Origin of the sequence: Pantoea sp. ACRSC, from assembly GCF_022346785.1 — a bacterium.
Taxonomy (GTDB): Bacteria; Pseudomonadota; Gammaproteobacteria; order Enterobacterales; family Enterobacteriaceae; genus Pantoea; species Pantoea alvi.
Window position 1 is genome coordinate 37,628 of sequence record NZ_JAKRNN010000018.1, and the last position, 17,166, is coordinate 54,793.

At 57.9% G+C, this 17,166-nt stretch carries 14 protein-coding genes; 4 read left to right on the forward strand and 10 right to left on the reverse strand.

Annotated elements, in window-relative coordinates; translation table 11 throughout:
* Positions 1 to 12: 12 nt before the first annotated feature.
* The 6 genes from narI to MHZ97_RS16550 all read right to left on the reverse strand — a co-directional run bounded on the left by narI (position 13) and on the right by MHZ97_RS16550 (position 9,412).
* A complete protein-coding gene (narI, locus tag MHZ97_RS16525) occupies positions 13 to 690 on the reverse strand; it encodes a respiratory nitrate reductase subunit gamma (protein ID WP_239315074.1) in 678 nt (225 codons plus the stop codon).
* Positions 690 to 1,379, reverse strand: a complete 690-nt coding sequence (gene narJ / locus MHZ97_RS16530) for a nitrate reductase molybdenum cofactor assembly chaperone (RefSeq protein WP_239315075.1) — start codon at positions 1,377 to 1,379, stop codon at positions 690 to 692. Before narJ ends, narI begins: the two co-directional genes overlap by 1 nt.
* A complete protein-coding gene (narH, locus tag MHZ97_RS16535; protein ID WP_239315076.1) occupies positions 1,379 to 2,914 on the reverse strand; it encodes a nitrate reductase subunit beta in 1,536 nt (511 codons plus the stop codon). The genes narJ and narH overlap by 1 nt, the downstream gene beginning before the upstream one ends.
* Positions 2,911 to 6,645 carry a nitrate reductase subunit alpha gene (locus MHZ97_RS16540; protein WP_239315077.1) on the reverse strand — a complete coding sequence of 1,245 codons (3,735 nt, stop codon included), beginning with the start codon at positions 6,643 to 6,645 and terminating at the stop codon, positions 2,911 to 2,913. Before MHZ97_RS16540 ends, narH begins: the two co-directional genes overlap by 4 nt.
* Positions 6,646 to 6,681: 36 nt before the next feature.
* A complete protein-coding gene (locus MHZ97_RS16545; RefSeq protein ID WP_239315078.1) occupies positions 6,682 to 8,055 on the reverse strand; it encodes a NarK family nitrate/nitrite MFS transporter in 1,374 nt (457 codons plus the stop codon).
* Between the two features lie 805 nt (positions 8,056 to 8,860).
* Entirely contained in the window at positions 8,861 to 9,412 is a 552-nt protein-coding gene (locus MHZ97_RS16550) for a TetR/AcrR family transcriptional regulator (RefSeq protein ID WP_103796538.1), read from the reverse strand.
* Positions 9,413 to 9,533: 121 nt separating this feature from the next.
* Between MHZ97_RS16550 and MHZ97_RS16555 the strand changes: the two genes are divergently transcribed.
* Complete coding sequence (locus MHZ97_RS16555) at positions 9,534 to 10,736, forward strand: MFS transporter (RefSeq protein WP_103796539.1); 1,203 nt, start codon at positions 9,534 to 9,536, stop codon at positions 10,734 to 10,736.
* Positions 10,737 to 10,767: 31 nt separating this feature from the next.
* On the opposite strand, the gene MHZ97_RS16560 is transcribed toward MHZ97_RS16555, so the two are convergent.
* Positions 10,768 to 11,091: a hypothetical protein gene (locus MHZ97_RS16560; protein ID WP_103796540.1), complete on the reverse strand. Its 324-nt coding sequence runs from the start codon at positions 11,089 to 11,091 to the stop codon at positions 10,768 to 10,770.
* Positions 11,092 to 11,289: 198 nt separating this feature from the next.
* Here MHZ97_RS16560 and MHZ97_RS16565 point away from each other — a divergent pair, with 198 nt between their 5' ends.
* Entirely contained in the window at positions 11,290 to 11,985 is a 696-nt protein-coding gene (locus MHZ97_RS16565; protein WP_239315079.1) for a B3/4 domain-containing protein, read from the forward strand.
* A 60-nt stretch (positions 11,986 to 12,045) separates the two neighbouring features.
* On the opposite strand, the gene MHZ97_RS16570 is transcribed toward MHZ97_RS16565, so the two are convergent.
* Complete coding sequence (locus MHZ97_RS16570; protein ID WP_239315080.1) at positions 12,046 to 12,771, reverse strand: YoaK family protein; 726 nt, start codon at positions 12,769 to 12,771, stop codon at positions 12,046 to 12,048.
* A gap of 293 nt (positions 12,772 to 13,064) precedes the next feature.
* On the opposite strand from MHZ97_RS16570, the gene MHZ97_RS16575 reads away from it, so the two are divergent.
* Positions 13,065 to 14,057 carry a sugar phosphate isomerase/epimerase gene (locus tag MHZ97_RS16575; RefSeq protein WP_239315081.1) on the forward strand — a complete coding sequence of 331 codons (993 nt, stop codon included), beginning with the start codon at positions 13,065 to 13,067 and terminating at the stop codon, positions 14,055 to 14,057.
* 39 nt (positions 14,058 to 14,096) lie between these two features.
* On the opposite strand, the gene corA is transcribed toward MHZ97_RS16575, so the two are convergent.
* Both corA and MHZ97_RS16585 read right to left on the reverse strand, forming a co-directional pair.
* Positions 14,097 to 15,062 (reverse strand): magnesium/cobalt transporter CorA, encoded by a 966-nt coding sequence (gene corA, locus MHZ97_RS16580; protein WP_239315082.1) that lies wholly within the window; start codon positions 15,060 to 15,062, stop codon positions 14,097 to 14,099.
* Positions 15,063 to 15,188: 126 nt separating this feature from the next.
* Entirely contained in the window at positions 15,189 to 16,316 is a 1,128-nt protein-coding gene (locus MHZ97_RS16585; protein WP_239315083.1) for an acyltransferase family protein, read from the reverse strand.
* A 635-nt stretch (positions 16,317 to 16,951) separates the two neighbouring features.
* Between MHZ97_RS16585 and MHZ97_RS16590 the strand changes: the two genes are divergently transcribed.
* On the forward strand, positions 16,952 to 17,164 hold the full coding sequence (locus MHZ97_RS16590; protein ID WP_239315084.1) for a hypothetical protein: 213 nt from the start codon (positions 16,952 to 16,954) through the stop codon (positions 17,162 to 17,164).
* The last annotated feature ends 2 nt before the right edge of the window (positions 17,165 to 17,166 follow it).

Genomic DNA, 17,166 nt, shown 5'->3' on the forward strand with positions numbered 1-17,166 from the left:
GCGAGGCGATTATCAGCGGCGGGCTCTTACCACCTGATAGCGGCGGGTGAAATATTCCACCGGCGCGCTCCAGACGTGAACCAGTCGCGTAAACGGAAACAGCAGAAAAATAGTCATGCCGAGTACCAGATGCACCCGGTAGATCCACTCTACCCCGGCCAGCGATTCAGAGGCGCCGCCGCGGAAGGTGACAATGGCCTGCGCCCAGCCCACCAGCTTCATCATGTCGGCACCGTCGAGATGCTGCATCGAGAAGAGGATCGTTGTCAGACCCAGCGCGCACTGCACCAGCAGAATTATCAGGATCAGCATATCGGCAGGAGTTGAGGTTGCACGAACGCGCGGACTGAACAGACGACGCTTCAGCAGCAGCAAACCGCCCACCAGCGTCATGATGCCGAACACGCCCCCCGCCGCCATCGCCAGCTTCTGCTTGGTGGCGATAGCGAGGAAGGATTCATACATCCAGTGCGGCGTCAGCAGGCCGAACAAATGGCCGAAGAGGATGCCGAGAATACCGATATGAAACAGATTAGAACCCAGGCGCATCCCTTTTTTATCCAGCATCTGGCTGGAGGAGGCGCGCCAGGTGTACTGGCCGTAGTCGTAACGCAGCCAGCTCCCAATCAGGAACACGGTGCCGCACAGGTAGGGATAGATATCAAAGAACAACACGTTTAAATAGTGCATCAGGCTGTTCCTCCAGCGGAGAGATCGAGATATTGCGGCGCGGTTTCATGGCAGAAGCGCCGCTGATGTTGCTGTTGTGCGGAGCTGTCGCAGGCGCTGTCGTCGATAAACCTCACCTGCTCCTCTTCCCAGACCGCATCCATGGCGGCCGGGGTATCGTCGCGCGTCTCGCTGGCGACCTGAGCCGCCACGCTTTCGCTGCTCAGCGGGCTGTTGGCTACCTTCAGAAGCGTGTCAAACAGCAGGCTGAAGTCGCTGTCGCGCTCTTTCAGACGGCCGCCGAGCAGCGCCAGAATCGGCGCGACGTCCAGCAGTCCCTGACGGGCATCCGCTTCTGGCTGCAGGCTGAGATATTCCAGATAGAGCGGCAGATAGTCCGGCAGTTCACGACAGTTCAGCTCCAGTCCGGCGCGTTCATACTGCGCCATAAGATCCACCATCGCCTGACCGCGATCGCGCGACTCTGCGTGCACATGCTCAAACAGCAGCAGCGAAGTCGCGCGGCCGCGTTCGAACAGCGCGCACCATTCTGCCTGCATATCGAGCAGCGGCGTGGCAAAGTAGCGATCGATAAAGGGCAGCAGCGCGGGATGCTGCGCGCTGACCAGCTCGCGCAGCTCCTCCTGATGCGACCAGAGCGCCTCGTCGGGATACTCCAGCAGCAGGGCTACAGCTTTAATTAGCGCCATTATTTGCCTCCCGCGTTGTCGCCGATATTGATCGCGTCAATGCGGCGGCTGTTAAACAGGTTAAATTTGGTGTCACTGCCGTGGCAGCCGTCGCCAAAGGTAAAGCCGCAGCCGTTGCGTTCAGGGAAGGCTTCACGCGCCAGCTCGCAATGGCTGCTGGGGATAACGAAGCGATCTTCATAGTTGGCGAGCGCCAGATAGCGATACATCTCCTCGACCTGCGCTTCGCTCAGCCCCACCTCGTCGATGGCGCGCGTATCGGTAACCCCGTCCACGCTCTGCGCGCGTTTGTAGTGGCGCATCGCCATCATGCGCTTCAGCGCACGCAGCACCGGGGCGGTATCGCCGGCGCTCAGCAGGTTAGCGAGGTACTGCACCGGAATGCGCAGGCTTTCCACGTCCGGCAGCACGCTGGTCTGGGACACCAGCCCGCCCGCGTCGGCCACCGACTGAATCGGCGACAGCGGCGGCACATACCAGACCATCGGCAGCGTGCGATATTCGGGATGCAGCGGCAGCGCCAGCTTCCAGTCCATCGCCAGCTTCCACACCGGCGACGCCTGCGCGGCATCGATAACGCTTTGCGGGATGCCCTGCTTCAGCGCCTCTTCGATCACCTGCGGATCGAAGGGATCGAGAAAGACGTCGCACTGGCGCTGGTAGAGATCGGTTTCCTGTTCGGTGCTGGCCGCTTCGGCGATCTTGTCGGCGTCATACAGCAGCACGCCGAGATAGCGAATGCGGCCGACGCAGGTTTCTGAGCAGACGGTGGGCATGCCTGACTCAATGCGCGGATAGCAGAAGATGCATTTTTCCGACTTGCCGCTCTTCCAGTTGAAGTAGATCTTTTTGTACGGGCAGCCGCTGACGCACAGACGCCAGCCGCGGCATTTATCCTGGTCGATCAGGACAATGCCATCCTCTTCGCGCTTGTAGATAGCGCCGCTCGGACAGGTAGCGGCGCAGGCGGGATTAAGGCAGTGCTCGCACAGGCGCGGCAGATACATCATGAAGGTGTTTTCGAACTGGCCGTACATCTCCTTCTGCATCGCATCGAAGTTTTTATCCGCCGAACGCTTGCTGAACTCGCCGCCAAGGATCTCTTCCCAGTTCGGGCCGCCCTGGATTTTGTCCATACGCTGACCGCTGATCAGCGAGCGCGGGCGCGCCGTCGGCTGGTTCTTGCCTGCTTTGGCGGTGTGGAGATGCTGGTAGTCAAAGGTAAAAGGCTCGTAGTAGTCATCGATGCCCGGCACCACCGGGTTGGCGAAGATTTTCATCAGCACCGATGAGCGGCTGCCGAGGCGCGGCACCAGCCGCCCCTTGATGTTGCGGATCCAGCCGCCGCGCCATTTTTCCTGGTCCTCCCAGGCGTTGGGATAGCCGACGCCGGGTTTGCTTTCTACGTTGTTAAACCAGGCGTACTCCATCCCCTCACGGCTGGTCCAGACGTTTTTACAGGTGACGGAGCAGGTATGACAGCCGATGCACTTATCGAGATTTAATACCATGCCGACCTGAGAGCGGATTTTCATTTTGTCGCCTCCTGTACCTGATCGCGGCCTTCGTCATCCAGCCAGTTCACCTTGTTCATCTTGCGTACCATGATAAATTCGTCGCGGTTAGAGCCGACGGTGCCGTAGTAGTTGAAGCCGTACGCCAGCTGGGCGTAGCCGCCGATCATATGGGTCGGTTTCGGACAGGCGCGCGTGACCGAGTTATGGATACCGCCGCGCTGGCCGGTCACCTCCGATCCTGGAATGTTCATCAGACGTTCCTGCGCGTGATACATCATCGTCATGCCCGCCGGAACGCGCTGGCTTACCACTGCGCGCGCCGTCAGCGCGCCGTTGGCGTTGAACACCTCGATCCAGTCGTTATCTTCAATCCCCAGCTCTCTGGCGTCTGTTTCACTCATCCAGACGATGGGGCCGCCGCGTGACAGCGTCAGCATCAGCAGGTTTTCACTGTAGGTAGAGTGAATGCCCCATTTCTGGTGCGGCGTAAGGAAGTTGAGCGCTTTCTCCGGGAAACCGTTGGAGGGAATATGCTCCAGGTTCTGCACGCTGCGCGTATCAACCGGCGGACGGTAGGCGCAGAACGCTTCGCCGAAGGCGCGCATCCAGGGGTGATCCTGATAGAGCTGCTGACGGCCCGACAGGGTGCGCCACGGGATCAGCTCATGCACATTGGTGTAGCCGGCGTTATAGGAGACATGCTCATCTTCCAGGCCAGACCAGGTCGGGCTGGAGATGATTTTGCGCGGCTGCGCCTGAATATCGCGGAAGCGGATCTTCTCCTCTTCTTTTGGCTTCGCCAGGTGGGTGTGATCGCGACCGGTAAACTCACTCAGCGCCTGCCAGGCTTTTACCGCCACCTGACCGTTGGTTTCCGGCGCCAGCGTCAGGATCACTTCTGCGGCGTCGATGGCGCTGTTAATCATCGGCTGGCCTTTAGCGACGCCGTCCGCTTTGGTGTAGTTAAGACGGCGCAGCAGGTCGACCTCTTTATCGGTGTTCCAGCTGATGCCTTTGCCGCCGTTGCCCAGCTTCTCAAGCAGCGGTCCGACCGAGGTGAAGCGCTCGTAGACGGCGGGATAGTCGCGCTGCACGCTGATAATCTGCGGCGCGGTCTGGCCAGGAATAAGATCGCACTCCCCTTTTTTCCAGTCGCGCACGTCGCCCGCCGCCAGTTCGCCCGGCGAGTCGTGCTGCAGCGGCTGTAGCACCACGTCGGTCTCTTTGCCGAGATGGCCAACGCAGAGGTCGGAAAAGGTTTTGGCGATGCCTTTATAGATTTCCCAGTCGCTTTTCGACTCCCAGGCGGGATCGACCGCGGCGGAAAGCGGATGAATAAACGGATGCATATCCGAAGTATTCATATCGTCTTTCTCATACCAGGTGGCGGTCGGCAGCACGATATCGGAGAAGAGACAGGTGCTGGACATGCGGAAATCGAGCGTGACCAGCAGGTCGAGCTTGCCTTCCAGCGCCTCGCCGCGCCACTCCAGCTCTTCCGGGCGCTCCTTCTCATCGCTTATCGGCTCGCCCTGAATACCGCTCTCGGTGCCGAGCAGATAGCGCAGCATATACTCGTGCCCTTTGCCCGACGAGCCGAGCAGGTTTGAACGCCAGATAAACATATTGCGCGGATGGTTGTCGCCGTTATCGGGATCTTCGCACGCCATGCGCAGCTTGCCAGACTTCAGCGCGTCAACGGTCCAGGCCTGCTCTGACTGGCCGGCGCGTTTCGCCTCCTCGGCGATGCGCAGCGGGTTGATGCCGAGCTGCGGCGAGGATGGCAGCCAGCCCATACGTTCGGCGCGGACGTTGAAGTCGATTAACTGGCCGCTGAACTGGCTGGCGTCGGCGAGCGGCGACAGCAGTTCGCTGACCTGCAGCTTCTCAAAGCGCCACTGGCTGGCGTGGTTATAGAAGAACGAGGTGCTGTTCATCTGGCGCGGCGGACGATTCCAGTCAAGCGCGAAGGCCAGCGGCGCCCAGCCGGTTTGCGGACGCAGCTTCTCCTGACCCACATAGTGCGCCCATCCGCCGCCGGTCTGACCGACGCAGCCGCAGAATACCAGCATATTGATCAGGCCACGGTAGTTCATGTCCATGTGATACCAGTGGTTCATGCCCGCGCCGACGATAATCATCGAGCGTCCGTGGGTTTTGTGCGCCGTTTCGCCGAACTCGCGCGCGATTTTTTCAATCTGGCTGCGCGGCACGCCGCAGATCTGCTCCGCCCAGGCGGGTGAATAGGCGCGCACGTCGCTGTAGTCGCGCGCGCAGTTAACGTCATCAAGGCCGCGGTCGAGACCGTAGTGGGCCAGCGTCAAATCATAAACCGAGGCGACCGGCAGCTCACGACCGTCGGCCAGCGTCAGCATTTTGACCGGCACTTTATGCAGCAGCACCTCTTCCTGCTTTACATGGCGAAAATGAGGGTTCTCGATGCCGCCAAAGTAGGGAAAGGCAACATCCATAACCGCATCGCGCCGGTCGAGCAGCGAGAGGGTCAGCTGCGTCGGCGTGCCTGCTGCTTTCTGTTCGAGGTTCCATTTGCCTTTTTCGCCCCAGCGGAAGCCGATTGACCCGTTCGGCACCACCAGATCGCCCGTCTGGTTAAAGGCGACGGTTTTCCACTGCGGATTGTTCTCTTCGCCGAGGTTATCGGCCAGGTCCGCGGCACGCAGCTGGCGTCCCGGTACATAGCTGCCATCTTCACGCGGCTCCAGCAGCACCAGCATCGGCATATCGGTGTATTGACGCGCGTAGTTCAGGAAGTAGTCGCTGGGGTTTTTCAGGTGAAACTCGTTCAGGATGACGTGGCCCATCGCCATCGCCAGCGCGCTGTCGGTGCCCTGCTTCGGCGCCAGCCACTGGTCGCACAGCTTGGCGACTTCCGAGTAGTCCGGGGTGATGGCCACCGTTTTGGTGCCTTTGTAGCGCACTTCGGTAAAGAAGTGCGCGTCCGGGGTGCGCGTCTGCGGCACGTTGGAGCCCCAGGCGATAATGTAGTTAGCGTTGTACCAGTCGGCGGATTCCGGCACGTCGGTCTGCTCGCCCCAGGTCATCGGCGACGCGGGCGGCAGGTCGCAATACCAGTCGTAGAAGCTCAGGCAGGTGCCGCCGAGCAGCGACAGATAGCGCGTGCCTGCTGCATAAGAAACCATCGACATCGCCGGGATTGGCGAAAAGCCCGCAATTCGGTCCGGGCCGTAGTTTTTGATGGTCCAGATATTGGCGGCGGCGATGAGCGGATTCAGCTCTTGCCAGCTGGCGCGCACGAAACCGCCGCGGCCGCGCTGCGATTTATAGATTTTGCTCTTTTCCTTGTCCGCCATAATGGCGTTCCAGGCGTCAACCGGATCGCTGTGCTGCGCCAGCGCGTCGCGCCACATCTCCAGCAGCACCTTGCGCACCAGCGGATATTTCAGCCGGTTGGCGCTGTAGAGATACCAGGAGTAGCTCGCACCGCGCGGACAGCCGCGCGGCTCGTGGTTGGGCAGATCGGGACGCGTACGCGGATAGTCGGTTTGCTGCGTCTCCCAGGTAACCAAACCGTTTTTAACGTAAATCTTCCAGCTGCAGGAGCCGGTGCAGTTTACGCCGTGGGTGGAACGCACGATCTTGTCATATTGCCAGCGCTGCCGGTAACTCTCTTCCCAGTCGCGATTGGTGTTATAGACCTGACCGTGCCCCTCTGCGAAGCTGTCGCCTTTCTGTTTGAAATAGCGGAAGCGGTCGAGAAGTTTGCTCATTGCGCATCTCCAGTATGGTTAGTGCTCATGTTCTGCTTAGTTGTTCTTGGTTTTGCGACGGCCATACAGCAGCCAGGTCAACAGCAGACAGACGATGTAAAAGATCAGGAAAAGTTTCATGGCGCCGACGGGCGAACCGGTCAGGGTCAGCGAAGTGCCGAACGCTTTCGGGATAAAGAACCCGCCGACCGCGCCCAGCGCGGAAATAAAGCCCAGCGCAGCAGCGGTGTCGGTTACTGCGGCATGCTGCGCCTCTTCCGGGCTGCGACCGAGTTTCGTCATGCGCTCCAGAGTGATCTGGCGAAAAATGACGGCGATCATCTGGAAGGTCGAGCCGCTGCCGAGACCTGAGGCCAGGAACAGGCCCATAAAGACCCCATAGAAACCCAGGAAGTAGCCGTCAGTGGCACCCGGCAGCGTAAGAAAGACCAGCGCCGAGAACAGCGTCATTAGTGCGAAGCTAATCACCGTAACGCGCACTCCGCCGAACCTGTCAGACAGGAAGCCGCCCGCAGAGCGCGCCAGCGCGCCGAGGAAAGGGCCGAAGAAGGCGAGATGCACAATATCGACATGGGGAAACTGCGTTTTCGCCAGCATGGCGAAGCCCGCAGAGAAGCCGATAAAGGAACCGAAAGTAGCCAGATAAAGCATGCCCAGGGTCCAGAGATGGCCCTGTTTCAATACGGGCAGCTGCTCGCGCAGCGAGGCGCGCATGCCGGCGATATCGTTCATGCCGGTCCAGGCGGCGATGGTGGCTATAGCCAGCAGCGGCGCCCAGATCCAGGCGGCGTTGGCCAGCCACATCTGGCTGCCATCCTCCAGCGTGACGCCACCCACGAAAAACGGCACCGCGATAATCAGCGGCGCAACGAGCTGCATCACGCTGACGCCGAGGTTGCCGAGACCGCCGTTGATGCCGAGCGCCGAGCCCTGTTTGCTTTTGGGATAGAAGAGGCTGATATTGCCCATGCTGGAGGCGAAGTTAGCCCCTGCCAGACCGCAGAACAGCGAAATAATAATAAATACGCCGTAGGGGGTTTGCGGATTCTGCACCGCGAAGCCGAGCCAGACGCAGGGAATAATCAGCACGGCGGTGCTGATCACCGTCCAGAGACGGCCGCCGAGCACCGGCACGACAAAAGAGTAAGGCACGCGAAACAGCGCCCCGGAGAGCGAAGGCAGCGCGGTCAGGAGAAACAGCTGATCGACGGTAAAGTTAAATCCAACCCGGTTCAGGTTAACGGCGACGGTGCTAAAAAGCATCCAGACGCAGAAGGCGAGCAGTAAGGCGAAGACTGAGATGATGAGATTGCGACGGGCGATACGTTTGCCGCTGCTTTCCCAGAATTGTTGATTTTCAGGCGCCCAGTTTTCAAGCGCGCCGTGCCCGGAATGAGGTTTTACGCTCACATATCCTCCTGATGGGCAGCAGTGGGATCGCTCCCGCTCTCTGCAAGTAGTATTTAAAAAGTAATAAATGAGAAACCGACTAAATCCGTATTAATACGAATCTGAATGTAATCAGATGACGACGCCGAGCCAGCCTTGCCTTATTAAATAAATTGCGAGCTATTCAGGTGCCGTTATTTGGCGAACGCTTACGTCCTGTAGAATGGTTAATAAGCCTATCGCAGCAGGCCAGAAAAACAAGAGGATTTGTAGGGGCTTTCATGATGCAGCGCAAAGCAACGCGGGATTGGATAATAGCGTCGCTAACGTTAACTACCTAATTATAGGTATATTTTATTTTTATTAAAAGAGATGAACAGATCGGCCGCCGGGTAGCTTGATAAAAATCAAAGAATATCTGAATAAAAACCAATATTGATTGCCGGGCGCCCTTTTCGAATAGATTTAATATAAATGCGAGCTGCTCTCAATTCTGATTTTAATAAACATAATAGTCACCAGACCCTGGCGCGATATTAATTACAATATATAGCGCAGCATATCAATGCTTTTGTCATTGCGAAGAGGTTAAAGCCAGCCGCAATCCCTTAGCCGCGTGGCGTGATCGGTGGCTGGCTGACGAGATGCTGACGTATTCGCTCATGGTATCAGCAACGGCGACCTCTTTTGCTGCTGAGTCTTTTAAGCCGCATTTGGCACGTTGCTGCTGGGTTTGATAATAATTTTTATGTATGTTGTAACTATTAGAATGCCACATCCCTTCTTCCGCTGCTTTAACCTGCCTTCGCACTAAGAGACGTGGTTATCAGCCCTGAAACAGTCGCGCCACCCGTTCGCGGCAGTAGTCAGGCGTAGGCTCACGGTCTTCAAACAGAATATGGTAGATCACCGGGGCCACCACCGTATCTACCGCCTCCTCCACGGAGAAGCCCGCTTCGCCACGCGCGATGGCGCGCTTTTGCAGCGTCTCAAGATGCAGAGCGGTAAAGCCGCAGCACTTCACCGTCGCACTGCCTCCCCCGCTGCCGATGATATCAGCAAGCATCTGCCGTCCGGGTTTTGATGACATCTCTTCGGCATACTGCAGAATAAAAGTTTCCAGGTCGCGCTGCATATCGCCAGTATCTTCGGGTTCGCTTATCGGGCGCATACGCGCCACCGCAACGTCAGCAAGCAGCTGCGTCAGATCGCCCCAGCGGCGATAAAGCGTGGATGGCGTGACGCCCGCCGTTTCCGCGATCATTGGTACCGTAAGCTCGCTGCGGTCGCGGGTTTTCAGCAGCGTATTGACCGCTCTATGCACCTCTTCCTGAATGCGCGCGCTGCGTCCGCCCTGCCGAATCATCTCCCTCGCCATCTTTTCTCCTGTCAGCAAAGAATGAACATCGCTAAAATTGTTTAATGCAAAGATATTGCGTTAACGCAGAAATGCAAGTATACCTGCCTTAAAGCTAATATTTTGCTTTAAGGTGATCGCCATGTCTTCTGCAACCACAACGCTCTCTGCCGCCGCCGCGGCGCGCATAACGCTTTATGCCTTTGTCTGCGCGACGCTGTTTTCCGCAACCAGCAGCGCGCCGACGCCGCTCTACCCGCTCTATCGCACGCTTTTCCATCTGTCGCCGGTGATGATAACGCTGATTTTCGCCAGCTATGCCTTTGCCCTGCTTGTTTCACTGCTGACGCTGGCCCGCCTTTCCGATTTTACCGGGCGGCGCGTGATGATGCTGGCGGCGCTGCTGTGCAACGCGCTGGCGCTGGGGATATTTATGCTGGCAGATTCGGCGCAGACGCTGGTCGCCGCGCGGATCATCCAGGGCGTTGCCACCGGCATCGCCCTGCCGACCTTTGGTGCGGCGATCCTCGATAGCGATAAGGTGCGCGGCCCGCTGCTCAATTCGGTGACGGCATTTGCTGGCCTGCTGGCCGGTTCGCTGACCGGCGCACTGATGATCACCTTCGCGCCTTTTCCTACCGTCTCGGTCTATGCGCTGCTGTTTGCACTGATGCTGGTAGCGCTGGCGCTGCTGCCTCTGATGCCTGAAACCGTGGCGCGGACGCCCGGCGCCCTGCGCGCCTTAACGCCGCAGATCGCTATACCCTCCCGCGCGCGCGGGCCGCTGCTGCGGCTTGCTCCCGTAAACGTCGCCACCTGGGCGCTGGGCGGCTTTTACCTGTCGCTGATGCCGTCGCTGGCGATCCTCTCAACGGGCCTCAGCTCGCCGTTTGTTGGCGGGAGCGTGGTGGCCACGCTGATGCTGAGCGCTACCGCGTCGGTCTTTATCTTCCGCCGCTGGCAGCCGCAGCGCGCGCTGTTTATTGGCACCCTTGCGCTGATGGCGGGCATTAGCCTGACCCTGATCGGCATCAATCATCATCTGACGGCGCTGCTCTATCTCGGCACGGCGGTCGCCGGTCAGGGTTTTGGCTCTATTTTTTCAACCCTGCTGAGCATTGTGATGCCGCTGGCGGAGAGCCACGAGCGCGCCGGGCTGTTTGCCGCTTTTCTGGTAAAAAGCTATCTCGCCTTTGCGCTGCCGGCGCTGCTGGCGGGCTGCGCGGTGCCGCTGCTGGGCCTGACCGCGACGGCTAACTACTACTGCTGGGGAATTTTTTCGATGGCGGCGGTGTCACTGCTGGCGGGAGGGCGCGCGGTGCGCCTGAAGGCGGAAAGAGGATAAAAAAATGGCCGGATTAACCGGCCATGTACTGTTAGTTTGTGGCTTTGTTTTTCAGGTCTTCAGCGCCCTGCTTGGTTTTATCCCAGGCTTTTTCGCTGCCCTGTTTGGTGCTGTGCCAGGCTTTCTGCGTACCTTCGCTGACTTTGCTGGTGGTCGCATGGCTTTTGCCTTCCGCGGCGTGTTCCGCTTTCAGCTTCTGCTCAGCGCCCGCGTCCTGGGCCTGATGCAGTTTCTCTTTAGCGGTATCAGCGCCTTTATGCGCTTCAGCCACGGTTTCATCAGTAGCGTGTGTGGTCGCAGCAAAAACCGGAGCAGCCAGCATCAGAGCGGAAAGTGCAATAATCGTCTTTTTCATGATTCCCTCACTAATTATTAAGTCCAGACTCAGTATAGACAAATAACGCAATCGCACAGCAAAAGGCGCGTAATTTACGACGGATTCGGCATATTCCTGGATTTTTATCTGGTCTGCTTCTCTTTGCGTCCCGCACAGGCGGGCACGACCGCCATCCATCGCTACACTCTATCCAGTAACCCACTACAAGGAATAGCGATGTTTTCTTTCTCTCCTGCGGTCGAACTTACCGTAATCGCGCTGGCGCCGGGCTTCCGCGCTATCAGCATTCTGGTGGAAGCGAGCGAGGTGCAGCACCCGGAGGTGGCGCGCGAGGCGCTGGACGACGCCTGCCGCGCGGTCGCCGTCGAAGATGTGCCCTACGCTGAGGCGCATATCGCCGCCTGGCGCGAAGCCTTTAAGGCCTTTGGTGCGAAACCGGCGCGCACGCCGAGTTCGGTGGAAGCGCTGCGCAAGCGGGTTGTCCGCGACGGCGCGCTGCCCGCCATCGATCCGATTGTCGACCTCTACAACGCCATCAGCATTAAGTACGCCTTGCCGATCGGCGGTGAAAATGCCGCCGCCTATGTCGGCGACGCGCGCCTGGTACGCGCCGACGGCAGCGAACGCTTTGACACCCTGAAGGGGGGCGAACCCGTTGAAGAGTCCCCCGAGCCGGGCGAAGTGATCTGGCGCGACGATCTCGGCGTCACCTGTCGCCGCTGGAACTGGCGCCAGGGCGTGCGTACGCGCCTCGACGCCAGCGCACAGCAGATGTGGTTTATTCTCGAGAGCCTGCCGGAAATGCCGATAGATGCGCTGCATCAGGCCAGCGACGCGCTGATCGCGGGCCTTGAGGCGATGATGCCAGGCTGCCGCATTGAAAAACAGCTGCTGGGTGCCGGCTTTAGCTGAATGTTTTTGCCGCAGGCGCGGCTGAGCGAGCCGCGCCTTTGCCCGCCGTCGCCAGGCAGTTTACTGACTGGCCGGGTTCGTATGCCGGCCCAGCAGGGTATGCAGCGCCAGAGCGATAAGCATCAGGCCGATCAAGATGATGAACGGATACCCCAGCGCGTGATAGAGCCAGATCCCCGCCACGCCGCCAGCCAGAAACGAGAACAGCGTTGAGGCGTGAAGTTTCAAACGCTCGATATAGAGCGGCGCCTCTTTCGGCGACTCCTTGCGCCTCAGCACGTCGAACAGCATCGCCAGTTCAATACCGATATCCGTTGAGGTGCCGGAAATATGGGTGGTTCTTACGCGGGCATTGGATATGCGCGTTACCACCGCATTTTGCAGCCCCATAAAAAAGCTCAGGCATAATATCAGCACCACGCCGGGCGAGTGCGGCGTCAGCCAGGTTTCAACCACCCCCAGTCCCACCAGGCCGATCCCCTCCACCAGGATGTTAAAGGCATAGACCTTACGCATATTGTTGCGCCGTCCGGCATTGACCAGCAGCGTTGAGAAAGCGGAGCCGGTAATAAAGATGGCGACAATCGACACAAAGAAGATAGCCGGTGCCAGACTGGCTTTTGCCAGATGATCCGAAAGGGAGGAGACATTGCCGGTCATATTGGCGGAGAAAAAGCCGACAACCTCAAACGCCGCGGTATTCAGCGCGCCGGCGACAGCCGCCAGCGTGCAGGCGAGCTGCCTGTCGGCCATATGACTGCGAAAGTTTTCAGTGCTTATAAGCATAGCGCCTGCGATATCGAACCTGACTGCGCAAATGATCCCTCTAATGTCGCCGATTAACAAGCCAAACGGCGCGGCTGATTTTCTCCCCTTAGCCCGACGCTCGCTTTCTGCGCAGCGCAAAGGCGGCGATTTATTGTGACCGGCCTTACAGTTATCGCGCGCCCCACTGGTCACTCAGCCGTTTCCGCCCGCACAATGGAATATATAATCTTTATTGAATATATATTCACTGATGGATTGCCGCCGCAATCCGACCACGCTTCTGTCTGCATCCTGAACGGAGAATATCGGTAATGAGTGACTACAACTATCCCAGCTTTGGCGCTGGCCTGTGGCATTTCGCAAACTATATCGATCGCTATGCAGTTGACGGCTACGGCCCGGCGCTCAGCACGCTCGATCAAATCAAGCTGGCGGCGGAAGTTGAGGATCTCGCCTGGGTGGACATTCCCTATCCTTTTACCCCTGGCGTCTCGGTCAGTGACGTTAAGCAGGCGCTACAGGAAGCGGGTCTGAAAGCGATCGGCGTAACCCCCGAGATCTACCTGCGCAAATTCTCGCGCGGCGCCTTTACCCATCCCGACGCGGCGGTGCGCGCCGAGGCGCTGGCGCTGATGAATGAAGCGGCCGGCGTGGTGCGCGAACTGGGCGCCAGCTACGTTAAGGTGTGGCCCGGTCAGGACGGCTGGGATTACCCCTTCCAGGTCGATCACAAAAATCTGTGGAAGCTGGCGGTTGACGGCATGCGCGAGCTGGCCGGGGCCAACCCGGACGTGAAATTCGCCATCGAATATAAGCCGCGCGAGCCGCGCGTCAAAATGACCTGGGATTCCGCGGCGAAATCGCTGCTGGGCATTAAAGAGATCGGGCTGGATAACGTCGGGATCCTGCTCGATTTCGGCCACGCGCTGTTTGCGGGCGAGTCGCCGGCCGGCGCTGCGCAGCTGATTATCGATCGCGGCCGCCTGTTTGGCATGGACGTGAACGACAATCTGCGCGGCTGGGATGATGACCTTGTGGTCGGCACGGTGCATATGACCGAGATTTTCGAGTTTTTCTACGTGCTGAAGCGCAACAACTGGAACGGCGTCTGGCAGCTCGACCAGTTCCCGTTCCGTGAAGACCATGTGGAAGCCGCCAACCTTTCCATCCGATTTCTCAAGCATATCTATCGCGCGCTCGACAAGCTCGATATCGATGCGCTGCAGGCGGCGCAGCTGGAGCAAAATCCCCTGAAAGCGCAGCGCATTATTCAGAATGCGCTGCTGAGCAGCATTGAAGAGTAAGGCGTCAGGCCGCGGCGAGAGCGCGTCGCGGCCATCCCTTTAGAGCCAGCCCGACTTGCGCAGCCGCAGCCACAGCATAAAGCAGCCGAAGATGGTACAACCCAGCGCCAGCGGATAGCCGAGCGGCGAATCAAGCTCCGGCATATCCTTAAAGTTCATGCCGTACATGCTGAAGATCACCGTCGGCACGACCAGAATCGCGCCCCAGCCCGCCAGCTTTTTTGTCACCTCGTTCTGCTGCACCGCCACCATCGCCAGGTTGACGTGCATGGCGCTGGTCAGCATTTCCCGCATATCCTCCGCGTCGGTCACAACATGGCGCGCATGATCCTGCACGTCGCGCAGATAGGCGCGCAGCTCTTTCGGTACGATCTCCTCATGCAGCCGGACCAGCTGCTGGCAGATCTCTTCCAGCGGCTGCGCCGCGTTACGCAGGCTCAGCAGCTCGCGGCGCAGGCGATAGACCTTCTTCACGGCCACATTGTCAAATTCGGATCGAAACAGCGCCGCCTCCATTTCGTTGATTTTATCGCTGAGGGAGGCGGTATATTTGCCATAGCGGTCGACGATAAAATCGAGAATGCAGTAGAGCGGATAGCCCGGCCCGTGTTCGAGCAGCGCGCTGTTTTGCGCCACGCGATCGCGCACGGGGGCGTAGCTTTCGGAGGCGCCGTGACGCAGCGTGATCAGGAAGTTTTTACCGATAAAAAAGTGGGTTTCACCGAAATGAAGATGCTCATTTTCTGAACTGACGGTTTTAGCCACGATAAACAACGACTCGCCGTACTGTTCGATTTTAGGGCGCTGATGGGCGCATAACGCATCCTCTACCGCCAGCTCATGCAGGGCGAACTCGCGCTGGATTTTATACATGAACTCCGCTTCGGGCTGATAAAGCCCCATCCAGATAAATGCGTCTGGCTCATTAAGCACATCACTGATTTTTTCTACGTCTAATTCCTGCCCAGTCTGGCCGGGGCGATATACCATGCAATTTACAATCATGATCCCTTCGCTACACGGTTGTCTGAAGTAGTAAGAGCATAACCGTTTTTGTTGCGCGCTAATAAACAGGTTTGTAACAGAATGCCCGCCGGATAAGGTTCGGCGGGCAGCGGAAAGGCCGGGCGGTTAGCTGCGGGGATGGGTGGCTGGCACGTTCTGCAGGCGGGCCGGTTTCAGCCCGAACAGCAGCGACATAAGCGGCAGCTGCTTAATCAGAAAATAGAGCGCGGCGCTGCAGATTAGCCCGAGCGAGGTGACGACCGTGACGTAGGTGATCGGCAGCGAATCCGGCAGATAGCCATCCAGCAGCCAGGCGAAGGTGATCACCAGCGGATAGTGCATGATGTAGATCACCAGCGCGGAATCCACCACGCCTTTCACCAGGCGGCTCTCTTTCATACGCAATTTCTCAAAGGTGAAAACGACCCAGTAAGAGAAGATCACCGAGAAGACGCTGGCGCAGAGCACCGGCAAATATTTCAGGCTGCTGGTGATGTTGTAGTGGAAGATGGCATAGAACACCAGCCAGCAGGCCAGGCCCAGCGCCGCCACAACTTTGGTGTTAACCAGCATGCTGCGCGCCTGCTGCGGGATCTGATCGCTGTTCAGGTAGAGCGCATAGCCTGCCGCATAAAAGACCATAAAGCGCGCGGTAACCGGGATCAGGTTGGCCCATTCGCCAAAGTCTTTTACGAAAAATTTCACCACAAAGAACGCATTCGCCGCCACGATCAGCGCCGCCACCAGCAGCGGGAAAGGCAGCCGACGCATCGCCGTCGCCGCGCGCTGATAGAGATGGGTCGGGATCAAAAATGACATCGCGGTGAGCGAAACCAGGAACCAGAGATGGTGCAGTGAGGTATAGGCACCCAGCGCGCCCTGTGTCGTCAGCGCGTCGCCGTCGATTTGCGCGTTGATAAGATACATCAGCCCGGGAATAAACAGAAAGGCGGAGATAAGCGGCACCACAACGCGCTTTTTACGGTTACTGTAAAAAAAGTCGCTGCCTTTGCGCAGGATCACCATCGCCGAGAACATGCCCGACAGGAAGAAAAAGGCTTCCATCCGAAAGGTATGCATAAACTCAATCAGCGCGGTAAAGCCGTCCGACTCATTTTTCCCGGAAATATAGTACCAGTTATTTCCGCCGGGAAGGCTGCGGGCGGCGTGATATAACACCCCTTCCAGAATTAACAGCGCGCGCAGGAAATCCAGGCCAATATTTCGGCTTGAGAGAAATGCTTTATTTTCCACGTTGTACCCTTCTTAATTGTTCGTCAGAACGTCGCATCTCTCCTGCTGCACTTTTAACAGCGAGACGCGTAAAGGATATAATCCTGACCTGGTGAAGTCGGCCGCGCAGAAATCAGAATAACCCTGCCTGGCCTGAGTAGCTAAAGCGTATCACCACTTAACGATAAAAAGCATTCCGCTGGCGGGACATTAGGAATATGCCTGGAGATAAGCCGTTCAATTAGGAAAAAGGCCAGATGAAGCGGGTGTCGAGGGATAAACGCACTGGCGTGGTATTTAATAAATTATCATTAAATTACAGATATTTATAAATAAATCCGTGCTAACTGCTGTAAATTTTATCTCTGCTACGCAACACATCTCATTAAACGAGACGGTTGATAAGGCCGGTTAATAGAAGAAACTTCGCTAAAGAGTGCGATTTTGCTTATTTTACCTGGCTGGCGGGCAAAACCTCTCTCTCCCGCTGCGATGTGCATTAAAAAACAGCGCGCGTAATAAAACTAAGCATTGATATAGTTTTGCTGGCAACTATCGGGGCTTTTCGGGTTGTTGGCGGCTAAATTAATTTGCTAACGTGATCGCAGCCGTGGTTTAACCGCGATACTCACTGCAGCCAACGGGCCGAGAGCGATATGTTTCGAATAAAATTTCAGTTTAAAATGGCGCTATCTTTCGCGCTTTCCGCTGCCGTCTGTTCGCCAGCCGTGGCGCAGTCAACCTCCCCCGCCACCTTTATTATTGAAGCCTGGGGAGGATCAAGCACGAAAGGCGTGCTGGCGGTGCGTGAAAATGGCCGGCTGCGCAATATCGTCAGTGAGCACAATGAAATTGCCGTGCTCAACTAGCT